Here is a 17,720-nt window from a genome sequence, read left to right as displayed (position 1 = left end):
AACCGCGTGAAGCGCCACCTCGTCTCCGCCGCCGACCTCAGCCGCGACGACGCGCTGCTGATCCTGGACACCGCCGAGGAGCTCGCCCAGCTCTCCGGACGGGCCGTCAAGAAGCTCCCCACGCTGCGCGGCCGCACCGTCGTCAACCTGTTCTTCGAGGACTCCACCCGCACCAAGACCTCCTTCGAGGTCGCCGAGAAGCGGCTGTCCGCGGACGTCATCAACTTCTCCGCCAAGGGCTCCTCGGTCTCCAAGGGCGAGAGCCTGAAGGACACCGCGCTCACCCTGCAGGCGATGGGCGCCGACGCCGTGGTCATCCGGCACCACGCCTCCGGCGCGCCCGCCCGGCTGGCCGGCTCCGACTGGCTGCACGGCTCGGTCATCAACGCCGGCGACGGCACCCACGAGCACCCCACCCAGGCGCTGCTCGACGCGTTCACCATGCGCCGCCACCTCAACCCGGGCCTGGGCCGCGACCTGGCCGGCCGCAAGGTCGCCATCGTCGGCGACATCCTGCACAGCCGGGTGGCCCGCTCCAACGTTCACCTGCTGACCACGCTCGGCGCGGAGGTCACCTTCGTCGCCCCGCCGACCCTGCTGCCGATCGGCATCGAGACCTGGCCCTGCCAGGTCTCCTACGACCTCGACACGGTGCTGCCGAAGGTCGACGCGGTGATGATGCTGCGGGTCCAGCGCGAGCGGATGAACGCCGCGTTCTTCCCCACCGAGCGCGAGTACTCCCGCCGCTACGGCCTGGACGGGCTGCGGCTGGCCAAGCTGCCCGAGCACGCGATCGTGATGCACCCCGGCCCGATGGTCCGCGGCATGGAGATCACTGCCGACGTCGCCGACTCGCCGCGCTGCACCGTGGTCGAGCAGGTCGCCAACGGCGTCTCCGTCCGGATGGCCGTGCTCTACCTGCTGCTCGGCGGCGCCACCCTCGCCGACGCCCCCCGTACCGAATCCCAGGAGGCCGCCCAGTGACCACCTACCTGATCCGCAACGCCCAGATCCTCGGCGGCGCCCCCCAGGACATCCACATCGTCGACGGCGTGTTCGCGCAGATCGGCGCCGGCCTCGCCGTCGAGGCCGACATCGACCTCGACGCCTCCGGCCTGATCGCCCTGCCCGGCCTGGTCGACCTGCACACCCACCTGCGCGAGCCCGGCCGCGAGGACGCCGAGACCGTGCTGACGGGCACGCAGTCCGCCGCCATGGGCGGGTACACCGCGGTGCACGCGATGGCCAACACCTTCCCGGTCGCCGACACCGCGGGCGTGGTCGAGCAGGTCTGGCGGCTCGGCCAGGAGTACGGCTACTGCGACGTGCAGCCGGTCGGCGCCGTCACCGTCGGCCTGGAGGGCAAGCAGCTCGCCGAGCTCGGCGCGATGCACGACTCCGCCGCCGGGGTGCGGGTGTTCTCCGACGACGGCAAGTGCGTGGACGACGCGGTGATCATGCGCCGCGCGCTGGAGTACGTGAAGGCCTTCGACGGCGTCATCGCCCAGCACGCCCAGGAGCCGCGGCTGACCGCCGGCGCCCAGATGAACGAGGGCCTGGTCTCCGGCGAGCTCGGCCTGAGCGGCTGGCCCGCCGTCGCCGAGGAGTCGATCATCGCGCGGGACGTGCTGCTGGCCGCGCACGTCGGCTCCCGGGTGCACATCTGCCACCTGTCCACGGCCGGCTCGGTGGAGATCGTCCGCTGGGCCAAGGGCAAGGGCTGGGACGTCACCGCCGAGGTCACCCCCCACCACCTGCTGCTCACCGACGAACTGGTGCGCTCCTACGACCCGGTGTACAAGGTCAACCCGCCGCTGCGCACCGCCGAGGACGTCGAGGCGCTGCGCCGCGCGCTGGCCGACGGCACCATCGACGCCGTCGCCACCGACCACGCCCCGCACCCCGCGGAGGACAAGGACTGCGAGTGGGCGGTCGCCGCGATGGGCATGGTCGGACTGGAGACGGCGCTGTCCGTCGTGCAGCAGACCATGGTCGACACCGGCCTGCTGAACTGGGAGGGCGTCGCCGACCGGATGTCGCACCGTCCGGCCCGGATCGGGCGGCTGAAGGGCCACGGGCGGCCGATCTCGGTGGGTGAGCCGGCGAACCTGGTGCTGTTCGATCCCGCGTACCGTGGAGTCGTGAACCCCGACACCTTCGCGACGCGTTCCCGTAACAGCCCGTACCGCGGCATGGACCTGCCCGGCCGGGTGCACGCCACCTTCCTGCGCGGCGAGGCGACCGTCCTCGCGGGCGAACTGGTCGAGCGCTGATGCTGCTCGCCACCGAGAAGGGCCAGGTGACCGACTGGCCCGGGTACATCGGCGCGACGGTCGGCCTGCTGATCCTGGTCGCCCTGGTGTACTGGCTGATGCGGCAGGGCTGGAACTGGCGGCGCACGCTGCAGTCCGACCTCCCGCCGCTGCCCGCGGTGCCGCAGGACCCGGGCCCGGCGCTGCTCGCGGCGCCCGGCCGCTACCACGGCTCCACCACCGCGGGGAACTGGCTGGACCGGGTCGTCGCGCACGGCCTGGGCACCCGCAGCCTCGCCGAACTCACCCTCACCGAGCGGGGGCTGCTGGCCCGCCGCCCCGGTGCGGACGACCTGTGGATCCCCGCCGCCGCGCTCGCCGGCGCCCGCCCGGACTCCGGCATCGCCGGCAAGGTGGTGCCCTCCGGCCTGCTGGTGGTCGGCTGGACGCACGGCGACCGCGAGCTGGAGAGCGGTTTCCGGCTGGACGCCGCCGCCGAGCACGAGGCCTGGGTCGAGGCCGTCGAGGCACTAGTGACACGTACGAAGACGAAGAAGACGGAAGAGGCCGCGACATGACCGCACCTGCCCCCACCACGCAGCGCACCAGGCGGGAGCGCACGTCGTTTGATCGGCCCGTCGCCGTGCTCGTCCTGGAGGACGGCCGGACCTTCCGCGGCCAGGCGTACGGCGCGATCGGCGAGACCTTCGGCGAGGCGGTCTTCAACACCGGCATGTCCGGCTACCAGGAGACCCTGACCGACCCGTCGTACCACCGCCAGGTGGTCGTGATGACCGCCCCGCAGATCGGCAACACCGGCTGGAACGACGAGGACGACGAGTCGCAGCAGATCTGGGTGGCCGGCTACGTCGTCCGCGACCCCTCCCGGGTCGCCTCCAACTGGCGCTCGAAGCGCTCGCTGGACGAGGAGCTGGAGCGCCAGGGCGTCGTCGGCATCAGCGGCATCGACACCCGCGCGCTCACCCGCCACCTGCGCGAGCGCGGCGCGATGCGGGTCGGCATCTTCTCCGGCCCGGCCGTCGAGGACCACGCCGCGCTGCTCGCCAAGGTGCAGCAGGCCCCGGAGATGAAGGGCGCCGACCTGTGCGCCGAGGTCGCCACCAAGGAGACCTACGTCGTCCCGGCGATCGGCGCCAAGAAGTTCACCGTCGCCGCCCTCGACCTCGGCATCAAGGGCATGACCCCGCAGCGGATGGCGGAGCGCGGCATCGAGGTGCACGTGCTGCCCGCCAACTCCACCGTCGAGGACGTCTACGCCGTGCAGCCCGACGGCGTGTTCTTCTCCAACGGCCCCGGTGACCCGGCCACCGCCGACCACCAGGTCGAGGTGCTGCGCGGCGTGCTCGCGAAGAAGACCCCGTTCTTCGGCATCTGCTTCGGCAACCAGATCCTCGGCCGGGCCCTCGGCTTCGGCACCTACAAGCTCAAGTACGGCCACCGCGGCATCAACCAGCCGGTGCAGGACCGCACCACCGGCAAGGTCGAGGTGACCGCCCACAACCACGGCTTCGCCGTGAACGCGCCGCTGGACAAGGTGAGCGACACCCCCTTCGGGCGGGTCGAGGTCTCCCACGTCTGCCTCAACGACGACGTGGTCGAGGGCCTGCAGGCACTCGACGTCCCCGCCTTCAGCGTGCAGTACCACCCCGAAGCGGCAGCCGGCCCGCACGACGCCGCCTACCTCTTCGACCGCTTCGTGAGCCTTATGGAGGGCCAGCGTGCCTAAGCGCACCGACATCAAGTCCGTCCTGGTGATCGGCTCCGGCCCGATCGTCATCGGCCAGGCAGCGGAGTTCGACTACTCGGGCACGCAGGCCTGCCGGGTGCTCAAGGCCGAGGGCCTGCGGGTCGTCCTGGTGAACTCCAACCCGGCCACGATCATGACCGACCCGGAGATCGCCGACGCCACCTACGTCGAGCCGATCACCCCGGAGTTCGTCGAGAAGATCATCGCCAAGGAGCGCCCCGACGCGCTGCTGCCGACCCTGGGCGGCCAGACCGCGCTGAACACCGCGATCTCCCTGCACAAGGCCGGGACGCTGGAGAAGTACGACGTCGAGCTGATCGGCGCCGACGTCGAGGCGATCAACAAGGGCGAGGACCGCGAGCTGTTCAAGGGCGTGGTCGAGGCGGTCAACGCCAAGATCGGCCACGGCGAGTCGGCCCGCTCGGTGATCTGCCACTCGATGGAGGACGTCCTCGCGGGCGTCGACACCCTCGGCGGCTACCCGGTCGTGGTGCGCCCCTCCTTCACCATGGGCGGCGCCGGCTCCGGCTTCGCGCACGACGAGGAGGACCTGCGCCGGATCGCCGGCCAGGGCCTGACCCTCTCGCCGACCACCGAGGTGCTCCTGGAGGAGTCCATCCTCGGCTGGAAGGAGTACGAGCTGGAGCTGATGCGCGACAAGCACGACAACGTGGTCGTCGTCTGCTCGATCGAGAACTTCGACCCGATGGGCGTGCACACCGGTGACTCGATCACCGTCGCCCCGGCGATGACGCTCACCGACCGCGAGTACCAGATCCTGCGCGACATCGGCATCGCCGTGATCCGCGAGGTCGGCGTCGACACCGGCGGCTGCAACATCCAGTTCGCGGTCAACCCCGAGGACGGCCGGGTCATCGTGATCGAGATGAACCCGCGCGTCTCGCGCTCCTCCGCGCTGGCCTCCAAGGCGACCGGCTTCCCGATCGCCAAGATCGCCGCCAAGCTGGCCGTCGGCTACACGCTGGACGAGATCCCCAACGACATCACCGAGCAGACCCCGGCCTCCTTCGAGCCGACCCTCGACTACGTCGTGGTGAAGGTCCCGCGGTTCGCGTTCGAGAAGTTCCCGTCCGCGGACGCCACGCTGACCACCACCATGAAGTCGGTGGGCGAGGCGATGGCGATGGGCCGCAACTTCCCGGAGGCGCTGAACAAGGCGCTGCGCTCGCTGGAGAAGAAGGGCTCCCAGTTCACCTGGGTCGGTGAACCGGGGGACAAGGCCGAGCTGCTGACGAAGGCCCAGGTGCCGACCGACGGCCGGATCAACACCGTCATGCAGGCGATCCGGGCTGGCGCCACCGCCGAGGAGGTGTTCGAGTCCACCAAGATCGACCCGTGGTTCGTCGACCAGCTCTTCCTGATCGACGAGATCGCCGCCGAGCTCGCCGGGGGCGACCGGCTCGACCCGGAGCTGCTGCGGCACGCCAAGCGGCACGGCTTCTCCGACCAGCAGATCGGCGAGATCCGCGGCCTGAAGCCGGACGTGGTCCGCGAGGTGCGGCACGCGCTCGGCATCCGCCCGGTGTTCAAGACCGTCGACACCTGCGCCGCCGAGTTCGCCGCCAAGACCCCGTACTTCTACTCGTCCTACGACGAGGAGAGCGAGGTCGCCCCGCGCACCAAGCCCGCCGTGATCATCCTGGGCTCCGGCCCGAACCGGATCGGCCAGGGCATCGAGTTCGACTACTCCTGCGTGCACGCCTCCTTCGCGCTGGCCGACGCCGGGTACGAGACCGTGATGGTCAACTGCAACCCGGAGACCGTCTCCACCGACTACGACACCTCCGACCGGCTGTACTTCGAGCCGCTCACGCTGGAGGACGTGCTGGAGATCGTGCACGCCGAGCAGCAGGCCGGCCCGCTGGCCGGCGTGATCGTGCAGCTCGGCGGCCAGACCCCGCTGGGCCTGGCGCAGGCGCTCAAGGACAACGGCGTGCCGATCGTCGGCACCTCGCCCGAGGCGATCCACCTCGCCGAGGAGCGCGGCGCGTTCGGCCGGGTGCTGAAGGAGGCGGGCCTGCCCGCTCCCAAGCACGGCACCGCGTTCTCCTTCGAGGAGGCCAAGGCGATCGCCGACGAGATCGGCTACCCGGTGCTGGCCCGCCCGTCCTACGTGCTCGGCGGCCGCGGCATGGAGATCGTCTACGACGAGCCCTCGCTCGCCTCCTACCTGGAGCGGCACGCGGGCCTGATCTCCGAGCACCCGGTGCTGATCGACCGCTTCCTGGACGACGCGGTGGAGATCGACGTCGACGCGCTGTACGACGGCGAGGAGCTGTACCTCGGCGGCGTCATGGAGCACATCGAGGAGGCCGGCATCCACTCCGGCGACTCGGCCTGCGCGCTGCCGCCGATCACCCTCGGCGGGTACGACATCAAGCGGCTGCGCTCGGCCACCGAGGGCATCGCCAAGGGCGTCGGCGTGCGCGGTCTGATCAACATCCAGTTCGCGCTGTCCGGCGACATCCTGTACGTGCTGGAGGCCAACCCGCGCGCCTCCCGCACCGTGCCGTTCACCTCCAAGGCGACCGCGGTGCCGCTGGCCAAGGCCGCCGCCCGGATCTCGCTCGGCGCCACCGTCGCCGAACTGCGCGCCGAGGGCCTGCTGCCGCGCGAGGGCGACGGCGGCTCGCTGCCGGCCGACGCGCCGATCTCGGTCAAGGAGGCCGTGATGCCGTGGTCGCGCTTCCGCGACGTGCACGGCCGCGGCGTGGACACCGTGCTCGGCCCGGAGATGCGCTCCACCGGCGAGGTCATGGGCATCGACCGGGTGTTCGGCACCGCGTACGCCAAGTCGCAGACCGGCGCGTACGGCGCCCTGCCCACCAAGGGCAAGGTGTTCGTCTCGGTCGCCAACCGCGACAAGCGCAACCTGGTCTTCCCGGCCCGCGCGCTGGTCGAGCTCGGCTTCGAACTGCTCGCCACCACCGGCACCGCCGAGGTGCTGCAGCGCGGCGGCATCCCCGCCACCGTGGTGCGCAAGCACTCCGACGGCGAGGGCCCGAACGGCGAGAAGACCATCGTCCAGCTGATCCACGACGGCGAGGTCGACCTGATCATCAACACCCCGTACGGCACCGGCGGCCGCCTCGACGGCTACGAGATCCGCACCGCCGCGGTCTCCCGGGGCGTGCCCTGCCTGACCACCGTCCAGGCGATGGGCGCGGCCGTGCAGGGCATCGCCGAGCTGCGGCGCGGCGAGGTCGGCGTGATGTCGCTGCAGGAGCACGCGGCGCTGATCAACTCCGGCCGCAGCTAGGCCGAAACCGTGGGGGGCACGCCGGTTGCCGGGTGCCCCCCACGTCCATGTCCAGGCCCGGCCGACGGAGGTCCCGTGTACAAGCTCCTGTTCAACCTGCTGTTCAAGAAGATGGACCCCGAGAAGGCCCACCACCTGGCGTTCTTCTGGATCCGGCTGGCTCACTCGGTGCCCGGCCTGCGCGGCCTGGTGCGGGCCGTGCTCGCCCCGCGCGACCCCAAGCTGCGCACCGCCGCGCTCGGCCTGGACCTGCCCGGCCCGTTCGGGCTCGGCGCGGGCTTCGACAAGGACGGCATCGGCATCGACGGCCTGTCGATGCTCGGCTTCGACTTCGTCGAGATCGGCACCGTCACCGGCGAGCCGCAGCCCGGCAACCCCGCCCCGCGGCTGTTCCGCCTGGTCGAGGACCGGGCGCTGATCAACCGGATGGGCTTCAACAACCAGGGCTCGGCCCGGGTCGCCACCCGGCTCGCCGCCCGCCCGCACACCAGCAACACCCCGGTGATCGGCGTCAACATCGGCAAGACCAAGGTCGTGCCCGAGGACGAGGCGACCGCCGACTACCTGAAGAGCGCGAAGGCGCTGGCCCCGTACGCGGACTACCTGGTCGTCAACGTCTCGTCGCCGAACACCCCCGGGCTGCGCAACCTGCAGGCCGTGCAGGTGCTCGGCCCGCTGCTGTGGGACGTCCGCAAGGCCGCCGACGAGGTGACCACCCACCACGTGCCGCTGCTGGTGAAGATCGCCCCCGACCTGGCCGACGAGGACATCGACGAGATCGCCGACATGGCGCTGCACCTCGGCCTGGACGGCATCATCGCCACCAACACCACCATCGGCCGCGAAGGGCTGCGGACCCCGGCCGGGCGGATCGAGGAGATCGGCATGGGCGGCCTGTCCGGCGCCCCGCTGAAGGCCCGCTCGCTGGAGGTACTGGAGCGGCTGCGCAAGCGCACCGACGGGCGGCTCGCCATCGTCTCGGTCGGCGGCATCGAGACCGCCGAGGACGCCTGGCAGCGGATCCTGGCCGGCGCCGACCTGGTGCAGGGCTACTCGGCGTTCATCTACGAGGGCCCGCTGTGGATGCGCAAGGTCCACAAGGGACTCTCGGCGCGGCTTCGCGCCGCCGGATACGCGTCGATCGGCGAGGCGGTGGGCAAGGGAGTGCGCTGAGGGCCCCGTTGAGCGGAAGGAGTGGCGGAGATGGCTAATCCGGTGGTCGCCCGCGCCGAGGTGACCGGCGCGCGGGCGGACGGCCCGCACTGGCGGGTCACGGTGCGGTGCGCGACGGCCGCGGCCCGGTACCGGCCCGGCCACTTCGCCGCCCTCGCCGCCCCGCCGGGCACCGAGGACGTGCTGCGCCGCGCCGTGCCGATCCTGCGCGCCGACGGCGACACCCTCGACCTGCTGCTCCCCGCCGAACCCCCGCCGGTGCTCGACCTGATCGCCCCGCTCGGCACCCCCTACCCGCAGCCCGACACCCCCGCCTGCGCCCTGCTGCTCGGCGAGGACGCGCAGGCCGGGCCGCTGCTCGGGCTCGCCGAACAGCTGCTGGCCGCCGGCAGCCGGGTCGGCTTCGTGCTCGCCGCGCCCACCGCCGAGCGCCTGTACGGCGTCGACCGGGCACGCGAGCTCACCGCCGACGTCCTGGTGCTCACCGCCGACGGCAGCGCCGGCCTGCCGCTCGACCAGGACCCCGACCTGTTCGACCGGGCGCTGGCCGCGTTGGACGCCGACCTGCTGTACGCCGCGGCCGGCCCCGAGCTGTCCGCCGCCGCCAGCACCGCGGCCGCCGTCCGCGGGGTGCGCAGCTGGGCCGCCGTCACCGCCGAACTGCCGTGCGGCACCGGCCTGTGCCTGGGCTGCGTGCTGCCGGTCCGCGACGCGGACGGCGTCAGCCGCCTGGTGCGGGCCTGCACCGAGGGCCCGGTCTTCGACGGCGCCCGGGTCCGCTGGGGGCAGCTGGGGGAGGTCCCGGCGGACGTGGAAGGGGCGGGAGCATGACGCAGCGACGGACGGAGCCGGGACGGCCCGGCGCGGGCGGACCCGGCTCCGGCGGCAGCAGGCGCATGACGGACCCTCAGAACGTCGACCTGGAGGCTCTGTTCGGGGCCGGGACGGTTCCCAACCCGCTGTCGACCGCGGCGGGGTGCGCCGGGTTCGGGCGGGAACTGGCGCGGTTCGTGCCGCTGGACCAGCTCGGGACGCTGACCACCCGCACGGTGCTGCCGAGGGCCGGCGCCGGGCAGCCCGGCCCGCGGGTGGTGCGGACGCCCGGCGGGCTGCTGAACGCGATCGGGCACCAGAACCCCGGGATCGACGCCTTCCTGCGGCGGGACCTGCCCTGGTTGGCCGAACGCGCGGTGCGGACGGTGGTGTCGATCGGCGGGCACCGGCTGGAGGAGTTCGCCGACCTGGCCGGACGGCTGGCCGGGGCGCGCGGCGTGCACGGCCTGGAGCTCAACCTGTCCGCGCCGGGCGCCGCCGCCCGCGGACTGCTGTTCGCCGCCAACCCGGCCGTCAGCTACGACGTGGTCGCCGCCGTGAAGGCCGCCGCGCCCGGGCTGCCGGTCTACGCCAAACTCGCCCCCGACACCGGCACGATCACCGAGGTCGCCGCCGGCTGCGTGGCCGCCGGCGCCGACGGCCTGGCGATGGTCAACACCGCGCAGGGCCTGGCCATCGACCTGGACAGCTGCCGCCCCGCGCTGGCGGCCGGCGTCGGCGGCCTGTCCGGCCCGGCGCTGCGCCCGATCGCGGTGCGCTGCGTGTACCAGGTGCACGCGGCGATGCTGGCCGGGCGGATGCCCGCGGTGCCGATCCTCGCCATGGGCGGGGTCCGCACCGGGCGCGACGCGCTGGAGTTCACGCTGGCCGGCGCGTCCGGCGTGGCGGTCGGATCCGAACTGCTGCGCGACCCGACCGCGCCGCTGCGGATCCTCGACGAACTGCGCGGCGAACTCGCCGCCCGCGACTTCACGAAGTACACCGACGCGGTGGGGCTCGCCCACCGCACGACGAGCAAGGACACCGATGACTGACACGACGCCCTTCGGCACCCGCCTGCGGACCGCCCTCGACACCCGCGGCCAGCTCTGCGTCGGCATCGACCCGCACGGCTCGCTGCTCACCGCCTGGGGACTGAACGACGACCTGGCGGGCCTGGAGTCGTTCTCCCGCACCGTGGTCGAGGCGCTCGCCGACCGGGTCGCGGTGCTCAAGCCGCAGTCGGCGTTCTTCGAGCGCTTCGGCAGCCGCGGCATCGCCGTGCTGGAGCGCACCGTCGCCGAGGCCCGGGAGGCGGGCGCGCTGGTGCTGATGGACGCCAAGCGCGGCGACATCGGCTCCACCATGGCCGCCTACGCCGAGACCTTCCTCTCCCCGGACAGCCCGCTGTTCTCGGACGCCCTCACCGTCAGCCCGTACCTGGGCTTCGGTTCGCTGCAGCCGGCCGTCGACCTGGCGAACGCGAGCGGCTGCGGCCTGTTCGCGCTGGCGCTGACCTCCAACCCGGAGGGCCACGAGGTGCAGCGCGCGGTCGGCGCGGACGGGGAGAGCGTGGCGCAGGCGGTGCTGCGCCGGCTGGCGGCGGAGAACGCGGGTGCGCAGCCGCTCGGCTCGTTCGGCGCGGTGGTCGGCGCGACGCTCGCCGACGCGGGCGTGGACCTGGCGATCAACGGTCCGCTGCTGGCCCCCGGGGTGGGCGCGCAGGGCGCCACCGCGAAGGACCTGCCGCGGGTGTTCGGCGACCAGGTGCGCAACGTGGTGCCCAGCGTCAGCCGCGACGTGCTGAAGCACGGGCCGTCCGTGGCGGCGCTGCGACAGGCCGCGCAGGCGTTCGTCGACGATGTGAGGGCCGTCACAAACGCCTGAGTCATGAGCCGTCAACTCGGCTGATTTGCCCGGAAAAGTCCCGGGTCTGCCCCTGCTGACCAGGACTTTTCGTGTTCTTTTCCTGACGCGGCGGCCCAAGTTGGGTAGTGTCCGGCGGTAGGACGCCAGTTGGCGGTGGTCACGGCCACCGCCGCAGGTCAGAGACCGTGGCGTCCGGGCACAACCAAGTCATGGCTCATCCCTTCCATCCACACCTGAGGTGAACGGCGTGGCTCTTCCGCCCCTTACTCCCGAACAGCGCACCGCCGCGCTCGCCAAGGCCGCCGAGGCTCGTCGCAAGCGTGCCGACGTCAAGAACCGGCTGAAGCACTCGGGCGCCTCGCTGCACGACGTCATCAAGGCCGGCAAGTCCGACGACGAGGTCATCGGCAAGATGAAGGTCTCCGCCCTGCTGGAGTCCCTGCCGGGTGTCGGCAAGGTGCGCGCGAAGCAGATCATGGAGCGCCTGGGCATCTCCGAGAGCCGTCGCGTGCGCGGCCTCGGTACGAACCAGATCGCTTCCCTGGAGCGGGAGTTCGGCGGCGCCGCCTCCTGACTGGAGGCCGGTGTCGGCGGAACCTCCGCGATCCGGGATAATCGGTACATGAGTGAGCGTCCGCGGCTGACCGTGCTCTCCGGCCCCTCCGGGGTCGGCAAGAGCACGGTCGTCGCTCATATGAGGAAGCAGTTCCCCGAGGTCTGGCTGTCGGTGTCGGCGACGACCCGCCACCCGCGACCCGGCGAGCGGGACGGCGTGCAGTACCACTTCGTCGACAACGAGCAGTTCGACAAGCTGGTCGCGAACGGCGAGCTGCTGGAGTGGGCGGTGTTCGCCGGCAACCGGTACGGAACGCCCCGGCAGGCCGTGCTGGACAAGCTCGACAAGGGCGAACCGGTGCTGCTGGAGATCGACCTGCAGGGTGCCCGCCAGGTCAAGGAGTCGATGCCGGAGGCGCAGCTGGTCTTCCTGGCCCCGCCGAGCTGGGACGAGCTGGTGCGCCGGCTGACCGGCCGCGGCACCGAGCCGCAGGACGTGATCGACCAGCGGCTGGCCGCGGCCCGGGTCGAACTGGCCGCCGAGGCGGAGTTCGACACGACGCTGGTCAACACCTCCGTCGAGCAGGTAGCGGCCGAACTGCTAGCCTTGCTCGGTGTAGCCTGACCGGATCGGCTGCATCCAGCCGGTCCATGAAAACCACTTCGGAAGGTTCAGCGTGTCCTCTTCGATGACCGCGCCCGAGGGCATCATCAACCCGCCGATCGACGAGCTGCTCGAGGCCACCGACTCCAAGTACAGCCTGGTGATCTACGCGGCCAAGCGCGCCCGCCAGATCAACGCGTACTACTCCCAGCTCGGCGAGGGCCTGCTGGAGTACGTCGGCCCGCTGGTCGACACCCACGTGCACGAGAAGCCGCTGTCGATCGCGCTGCGCGAGATCAACGCCGGCCTGCTCACCGCCGAGGCGGTCGAGGGCGCCTGAGCCCCCGCACTCCTCCGAGGGCCCGTCCGACACGTTCCGTGTTCGGGCGGGCCCTCGGCATGTGCGCGGTCCGGTCCGGCGGGCCCGGCCGTGTGCGCGCCGACACGTCGCTGCGGCGGTCTGAGGGGTCGTAAGGTGGGCGGCGAGCCCGTCGTTAGGAGAGTTGACCGTCATGACCGCGCCCCGTGTCGTCCTCGGTGTCAGCGGCGGGATCGCCGCGTACAAGGCCTGTGAGCTGCTGCGCAGGTTCACCGAGTCCGGGCACCAGGTGACGGTGGTGCCGACCGCCGCGGCGCTGCACTTCGTCGGCGAGGCGACCTGGGCGGCGCTGTCCGGGCGGCCCGCGGCGACCGAGACCTGGGACCGGGTGCACGAGGTCCCGCACGTGCGGATCGGACAGCAGGCCGACCTGGTCGTGGTCGCCCCGGCCACCGCGGACCTGCTGGCGAAGGCCGCCCACGGCCTGGCCGACGACCTGCTGACCAACACCCTGCTGACGGCGCGCTGCCCGGTGGTGTTCGCGCCCGCGATGCACACCGAGATGTGGGAGCACCCCGCCACCCAGGACAACGTGGCCACGCTGCGCCGGCGCGGCGCGATCGTGATCGAGCCCGCGGTGGGCCGGCTCACCGGCGTCGACACCGGCAAGGGCCGGCTGCCCGACCCGGGCGAGATCTTCGCGGCCTGCCGCCGGGTGCTGGCCCGCGGCGACCGGGCACCGGACCTGACGGGCCGTCACGTGGTGGTCTCGGCGGGCGGCACCCGGGAGCCGCTGGACCCGGTGCGCTTCCTCGGCAACCGCTCCTCCGGCAAGCAGGGCTACGCGCTGGCCGTCACCGCCGCGGCCCGCGGCGCCCGGGTCACCCTGGTCGCGGCGAACACCGCGCTGCCGGACCCGGCCGGGGTGGACGTGGTCCGGGTCGGCACCGCGCTGCAGCTGCGCGAGGCCGTGCTGAAGGCCGCCGGCGACGCCGACGCCGTGGTGATGGCCGCCGCCGTCGCGGACTTCCGGCCCGCCGAGTACGCCCCCGGCAAGATCAAGAAGGTGGACGGGGTGGAGCCCGCGCCGATCGTGCTGGTCCGCAACCCCGACGTGCTGGCCGAGATCTCCGCCGAGCGGGCCGTCGACGGGCAGGTGGTGGTCGGCTTCGCCGCGGAGACCGACGAGGTGCTCGCCCACGGCCGCGCCAAGCTCGCCCGCAAGGGCTGCGACCTGCTGGTGGTCAACGAGGTCGGCGACGGCAAGGCGTTCGGGCAGGACACCAACAGCGCCGTGCTGCTCGGTGCGGACGGCTCGGAAGTCCACATCCCGGACGGCCCGAAGGAGATGCTGGCCGACGCGATCTGGGACCAGGTCGCCGCCCGGCTGGCCCGCCCCGGGGGCGAAGTCGCCCGTTAACCACCGCAATGCCCGGTGTTGCCCCGGTAGTTGGATCACCGTGCCCGGGCGGCCGGGATCCACCGGCCGCTTCCGCCCCGGTGTGATCCGCATCCCGGACACGTCCGACGGGTACGGGGAGTGCCCGGGATCGGTAGCCGACCGTTACACTCCACACCAGGAATCAAGTCTTTCCGGATGCCTCGGGACTTCCGAACGCATTCAGTCAGCAGCCGCTGCAACCCCAGGGAGCGCTGTGTCTCGCCGCCTGTTCACCTCGGAGTCCGTGACCGAGGGACACCCCGACAAGATCGCTGACCAGATCAGCGACACCATCCTGGACGCCCTCCTCAAGGACGACCCGACCTCCCGCGTCGCCGTGGAGACCCTGATCACCACCGGCCTGGTGCACATCGCCGGCGAGGTCACCACCAAGGCGTACGCGCCGATCGCGCAGCTGGTCCGGGAGAAGATCCTGGAGATCGGCTACGACTCGTCCAAGAAGGGCTTCGACGGCGCCTCCTGCGGCGTGTCGGTGTCGATCGGTTCGCAGTCCCCGGACATCGCGCAGGGCGTGGACACCGCCCACGAGCACCGGGTCGAGGGCGACGTCGAGGACGAGCTGGACCGCCAGGGCGCCGGCGACCAGGGCCTGATGTTCGGCTACGCCTGCGACGACACGCCCGAGCTGATGCCGCTGCCGATCACCCTGGCGCACCGGCTCTCCCGCCGCCTCACCGAGGTCCGCAAGAACGGGACCATCCCCTACCTGCGGCCCGACGGCAAGACCCAGGTCACCATCGAGTACGACGGCGACCGCCCCGTGCGCCTGGACACCGTGGTGGTCTCCTCGCAGCACGCCAGCGACATCGACCTGGACTCGCTGCTCACCCCGGACATCCGCGAGTTCGTGGTCGAGCCCGAGCTGAAGGCGCTCGCCGACCAGGGCATCAAGCTGACCACCGAGGGCTACCGCCTGCTGGTCAACCCGACCGGCCGCTTCGAGATCGGCGGCCCGATGGGCGACGCCGGCCTCACCGGCCGCAAGATCATCATCGACACCTACGGCGGCATGGCCCGCCACGGTGGCGGCGCGTTCTCCGGCAAGGACCCGTCCAAGGTCGACCGCTCCGCCGCGTACGCGATGCGCTGGGTCGCCAAGAACATCGTCGCCGCCGGCCTGGCCAAGCGCGCCGAGGTCCAGGTCGCCTACGCGATCGGCAAGGCCGAGCCGGTCGGCCTGTTCGTCGAGACCTTCGGCACCGAGACCGTGGCGGTCCAGAAGATCCAGGAAGCCGTCACCCAGGTCTTCGACCTCCGCCCGGCCGCGATCATCCGCGACCTGGACCTGCTGCGCCCGATCTACCAGCAGACCGCCGCCTACGGCCACTTCGGCCGCGAGCTGCCGGACTTCACCTGGGAGCGCACCGACCGCGTCGAGGCGCTGAAGAAGGCCGTCGCCGCCTGATCGCATCCCTGATCGCTCTCCTTCGGAGCCGTCCGCCGAGGTTCGTCCCTCGGCGGGCGGCTCCGTCGTCGTGTCGGGGCCGTCCGCTAGGTTGGGGGGCGTGAGCAGCGCGGACGGGGCCGGGGAGCAGTTGGCGTTCATCCGGGAGACGGTGCGCCGGGCCAAGCCGCGCGCCGCCCGCGGGGTGGTGCCCGCCGAACGGCAGCCGGTCGCCCGGGTGCTGGTCGACAAGGGCGTGCTGAGCCTCGACCAGTACTTCGACTACGCGGTGCCCGAGGCGATGTCCGCCGACGCGCAGCCCGGCGTCCGGGTCCGGGTCAGGTTCGGCGGCCGGGTCGGCGCGCACGGGCGGCGCGAGGGCGGCTCCCTGCACGACGGGTTCATCGTCGAACGGCGCGACGACTCCGACTACGCGGGCCCGCTGGCGCCGCTGGCCCGGGTGCTCTCGCCCGAGGTGGTGCTGACGCCCCGTCTGCTCCGGCTGTGCCGGGCCGTCGCCGACCGCTACGCCGGCACCCTCGCCGACGTGCTGCAACTGGCCGTCCCGCCGCGGCACGCGGGCGCCGAGGGCGAACCCTCGCCGCGGCCGCTGCCGCCGCCCGCCGACGCCCCCGCGGCGGGCAGTTGGGAGCGCTACGCGCACGGGCCCGAGTTCCTCGCCTCGCTGGCCGGCGGCCACGCCCCGCGCGCGGTGTGGACGGCGCTGCCCGGGCCGGAGTGGCCGTTCGAGATCGCCCGGGCGGTGGCGGCCGCGCTGGCCTCCGGGCGGGGCGCGCTGGCGGTGCTGCCGGACGGCCGCGCCGTGGCCCGGGTCGACGCCGCGCTGCGGGCCGTGCTGGGCGAGGGCCGGCACGCCGTGCTCGCCGCCGACGCCGGCCCGCAGGAGCGCTACCGGAGCTGGCTCTCCGTCAGCCGCGGCTCGGTGCACGCCGCGATCGGCACCCGGGCCGCCGTCTTCGCGCCCGTCCGCGACCTCGGCCTGGTGGTGGTCTGGTCGGACGGCGACAGCAGCCACAGCGACCCCAACGCGCCCTACCCCCACGTGCGGGAGGTGGCGCTGCTGCGGGCCGCCGAGGAGGGCGCCGCGATGCTGCTCGGCGGGGTGTCGATGACGGTCGAGGCGGCACAACTGCTGCGCTCCGGCTGGGCGCGGCCGCTCGCCGCCACCCGGGAGACGGTCCGTCGGACCGCGCCGCGGGTACGGACGGTCACCGAGTACGACCAGGCGCGGGACGCCGCCGCGCAGGCCGCCCGGCTGCCCTCGGTCGCGTGGGAGACCGCGCGCGAGGCGCTGGCCCGCGGGCCGGTGCTGATCCAGGTTCCGCGGCGGGGCTACGCGCCGCGGCTGGCGTGCGCCCAGTGCCGGACGCCGGTGCGGTGCCGGGCCTGCGGCGGCCCGCTGGAGTCGCCGGCCGCGGACGCCGCGCTGGTGTGCAGCTGGTGCGGCACCGAGGAACGGGACTGGCACTGCCTGGAATGCGGATCCTTCCGGCTGCGGGCCCAGGTGGTCGGGGTGCGGCGGACGGCCGAGGAACTGGGGAAGGCGTTCCCGCGGGTCCCGGTGCGGACCTCCGGGCGGGACGCGGTGCTGGCCTCCGTGCCGGCCGCCCCCGCGCTGGTGATCTCCACGCCGGGCGCGGAGCCCGTCGCCGAGGGCCCCGGCTACGCGGCGGCGCTGCTGCTCGACGGGTGGGCGCTGCTCAACCGGCCGGACCTGCGGGCCGGGGAGGAGACGGTGCGGCGGTGGCTGACCGCCGCCGCGCTGGTCCGGCCGGCGGGCGAGGGCGGCACGGTCGTGGTCGTCGCGGAGGCCGCGGCGCGGGCCGTGCAGGCGCTGGTCCGCTGGGACCCCGCGGGGCACGCCGGTCTGGAACTGGACGAGCGGGAGGAACTCCGCTTCCCGCCGGTCTCCCGGATGGCCGCCGTGACCGGCCCCCCGCAGGCGGTCGCGGACCTGCTGGGCCTGCTCCGACTGCCCGAGGGCGCGGACGTGTTGGGCCCGGTGCCGGTCTACCAGGGCGGGGGCGGGTACGGGGGCGCGAAGGGGGAGCCGGCGGAGCGCGCGCTCGTCCGGGTCGCGCCGGGGCAGGGCGCTGCGCTCGCCTCCGCGCTCAAGGCCGCGCAGATCGCCCGGCTCGCGCTGCGCGGCGCGGAGACCGTCCGCATCCGGGTCGACCCCACGGACATCGGCTGACCCGCGGCGCCGAGGAGCGGTTGACC

15 protein-coding genes are annotated in these 17,720 nt (G+C 73.0%); all 15 read left to right on the top strand.

Annotated elements, in window-relative coordinates; translation table 11 throughout:
- The first annotated feature begins 6 nt into the window (after positions 1 to 6).
- The 15 genes from BX266_RS06365 to BX266_RS06295 all read left to right on the top strand — a co-directional run bounded on the left by BX266_RS06365 (position 7) and on the right by BX266_RS06295 (position 17,694).
- The gene (locus BX266_RS06365) at positions 7 to 984 is read left to right on the top strand and encodes an aspartate carbamoyltransferase catalytic subunit (protein ID WP_099897935.1); all 978 of its coding nucleotides are present in this window, start codon (positions 7 to 9) and stop codon (positions 982 to 984) included.
- Entirely contained in the window at positions 981 to 2,273 is a 1,293-nt protein-coding gene (locus BX266_RS06360) for a dihydroorotase (protein WP_099897934.1), read from the top strand. The genes BX266_RS06365 and BX266_RS06360 overlap by 4 nt, the downstream gene beginning before the upstream one ends.
- On the top strand, positions 2,273 to 2,830 hold the full coding sequence (locus BX266_RS06355) for a hypothetical protein (protein WP_099897933.1): 558 nt from the start codon (positions 2,273 to 2,275) through the stop codon (positions 2,828 to 2,830). The genes BX266_RS06360 and BX266_RS06355 overlap by 1 nt, the downstream gene beginning before the upstream one ends.
- A complete protein-coding gene (carA, locus tag BX266_RS06350; RefSeq protein ID WP_259464577.1) occupies positions 2,827 to 3,999 on the top strand; it encodes a glutamine-hydrolyzing carbamoyl-phosphate synthase small subunit in 1,173 nt (390 codons plus the stop codon). The genes BX266_RS06355 and carA overlap by 4 nt, the downstream gene beginning before the upstream one ends.
- Positions 3,992 to 7,300, top strand: coding sequence for a carbamoyl-phosphate synthase large subunit (gene carB, locus BX266_RS06345; protein ID WP_099897931.1), 3,309 nt, complete (start codon positions 3,992 to 3,994; stop codon positions 7,298 to 7,300). Before carA ends, carB begins: the two co-directional genes overlap by 8 nt.
- Before the next feature lie 75 nt (positions 7,301 to 7,375).
- Complete coding sequence (locus BX266_RS06340; RefSeq protein WP_099897930.1) at positions 7,376 to 8,473, top strand: quinone-dependent dihydroorotate dehydrogenase; 1,098 nt, start codon at positions 7,376 to 7,378, stop codon at positions 8,471 to 8,473.
- Between the two features lie 30 nt (positions 8,474 to 8,503).
- The gene (locus tag BX266_RS06335) at positions 8,504 to 9,304 is read left to right on the top strand and encodes a dihydroorotate dehydrogenase electron transfer subunit (protein ID WP_143686873.1); all 801 of its coding nucleotides are present in this window, start codon (positions 8,504 to 8,506) and stop codon (positions 9,302 to 9,304) included.
- A gap of 65 nt (positions 9,305 to 9,369) precedes the next feature.
- A complete protein-coding gene (locus tag BX266_RS06330) occupies positions 9,370 to 10,341 on the top strand; it encodes a dihydroorotate dehydrogenase (RefSeq protein WP_099897928.1) in 972 nt (323 codons plus the stop codon).
- A complete protein-coding gene (pyrF, locus tag BX266_RS06325) occupies positions 10,334 to 11,173 on the top strand; it encodes an orotidine-5'-phosphate decarboxylase (protein ID WP_099897927.1) in 840 nt (279 codons plus the stop codon). The genes BX266_RS06330 and pyrF overlap by 8 nt, the downstream gene beginning before the upstream one ends.
- A gap of 229 nt (positions 11,174 to 11,402) precedes the next feature.
- Positions 11,403 to 11,729, top strand: coding sequence for an integration host factor, actinobacterial type (gene mihF, locus BX266_RS06320; RefSeq protein ID WP_030459182.1), 327 nt, complete (start codon positions 11,403 to 11,405; stop codon positions 11,727 to 11,729).
- A 48-nt stretch (positions 11,730 to 11,777) separates the two neighbouring features.
- Positions 11,778 to 12,335, top strand: a complete 558-nt coding sequence (gene gmk, locus BX266_RS06315; protein WP_099897926.1) for a guanylate kinase — start codon at positions 11,778 to 11,780, stop codon at positions 12,333 to 12,335.
- A 52-nt stretch (positions 12,336 to 12,387) separates the two neighbouring features.
- Positions 12,388 to 12,654 (top strand): DNA-directed RNA polymerase subunit omega, encoded by a 267-nt coding sequence (rpoZ, locus tag BX266_RS06310; protein ID WP_030459184.1) that lies wholly within the window; start codon positions 12,388 to 12,390, stop codon positions 12,652 to 12,654.
- A 172-nt stretch (positions 12,655 to 12,826) separates the two neighbouring features.
- Positions 12,827 to 14,053, top strand: a complete 1,227-nt coding sequence (gene coaBC / locus BX266_RS06305) for a bifunctional phosphopantothenoylcysteine decarboxylase/phosphopantothenate--cysteine ligase CoaBC (RefSeq protein ID WP_099897925.1) — start codon at positions 12,827 to 12,829, stop codon at positions 14,051 to 14,053.
- 235 nt (positions 14,054 to 14,288) lie between these two features.
- Entirely contained in the window at positions 14,289 to 15,500 is a 1,212-nt protein-coding gene (gene metK, locus BX266_RS06300; protein ID WP_099897924.1) for a methionine adenosyltransferase, read from the top strand.
- 100 nt (positions 15,501 to 15,600) lie between these two features.
- Positions 15,601 to 17,694, top strand: a complete 2,094-nt coding sequence (locus tag BX266_RS06295; protein WP_259464576.1) for a primosomal protein N' — start codon at positions 15,601 to 15,603, stop codon at positions 17,692 to 17,694.
- Positions 17,695 to 17,720: the final 26 nt, after the last annotated feature.

It is taken from the genome of Streptomyces sp. TLI_171 (assembly GCF_003610255.1).
Taxonomy (GTDB): Bacteria; Actinomycetota; Actinomycetes; order Streptomycetales; family Streptomycetaceae; genus Kitasatospora.
Note: the sequence above shows the minus strand (reverse complement) of the source record. Positions and strands in the feature narration are given on the sequence as shown.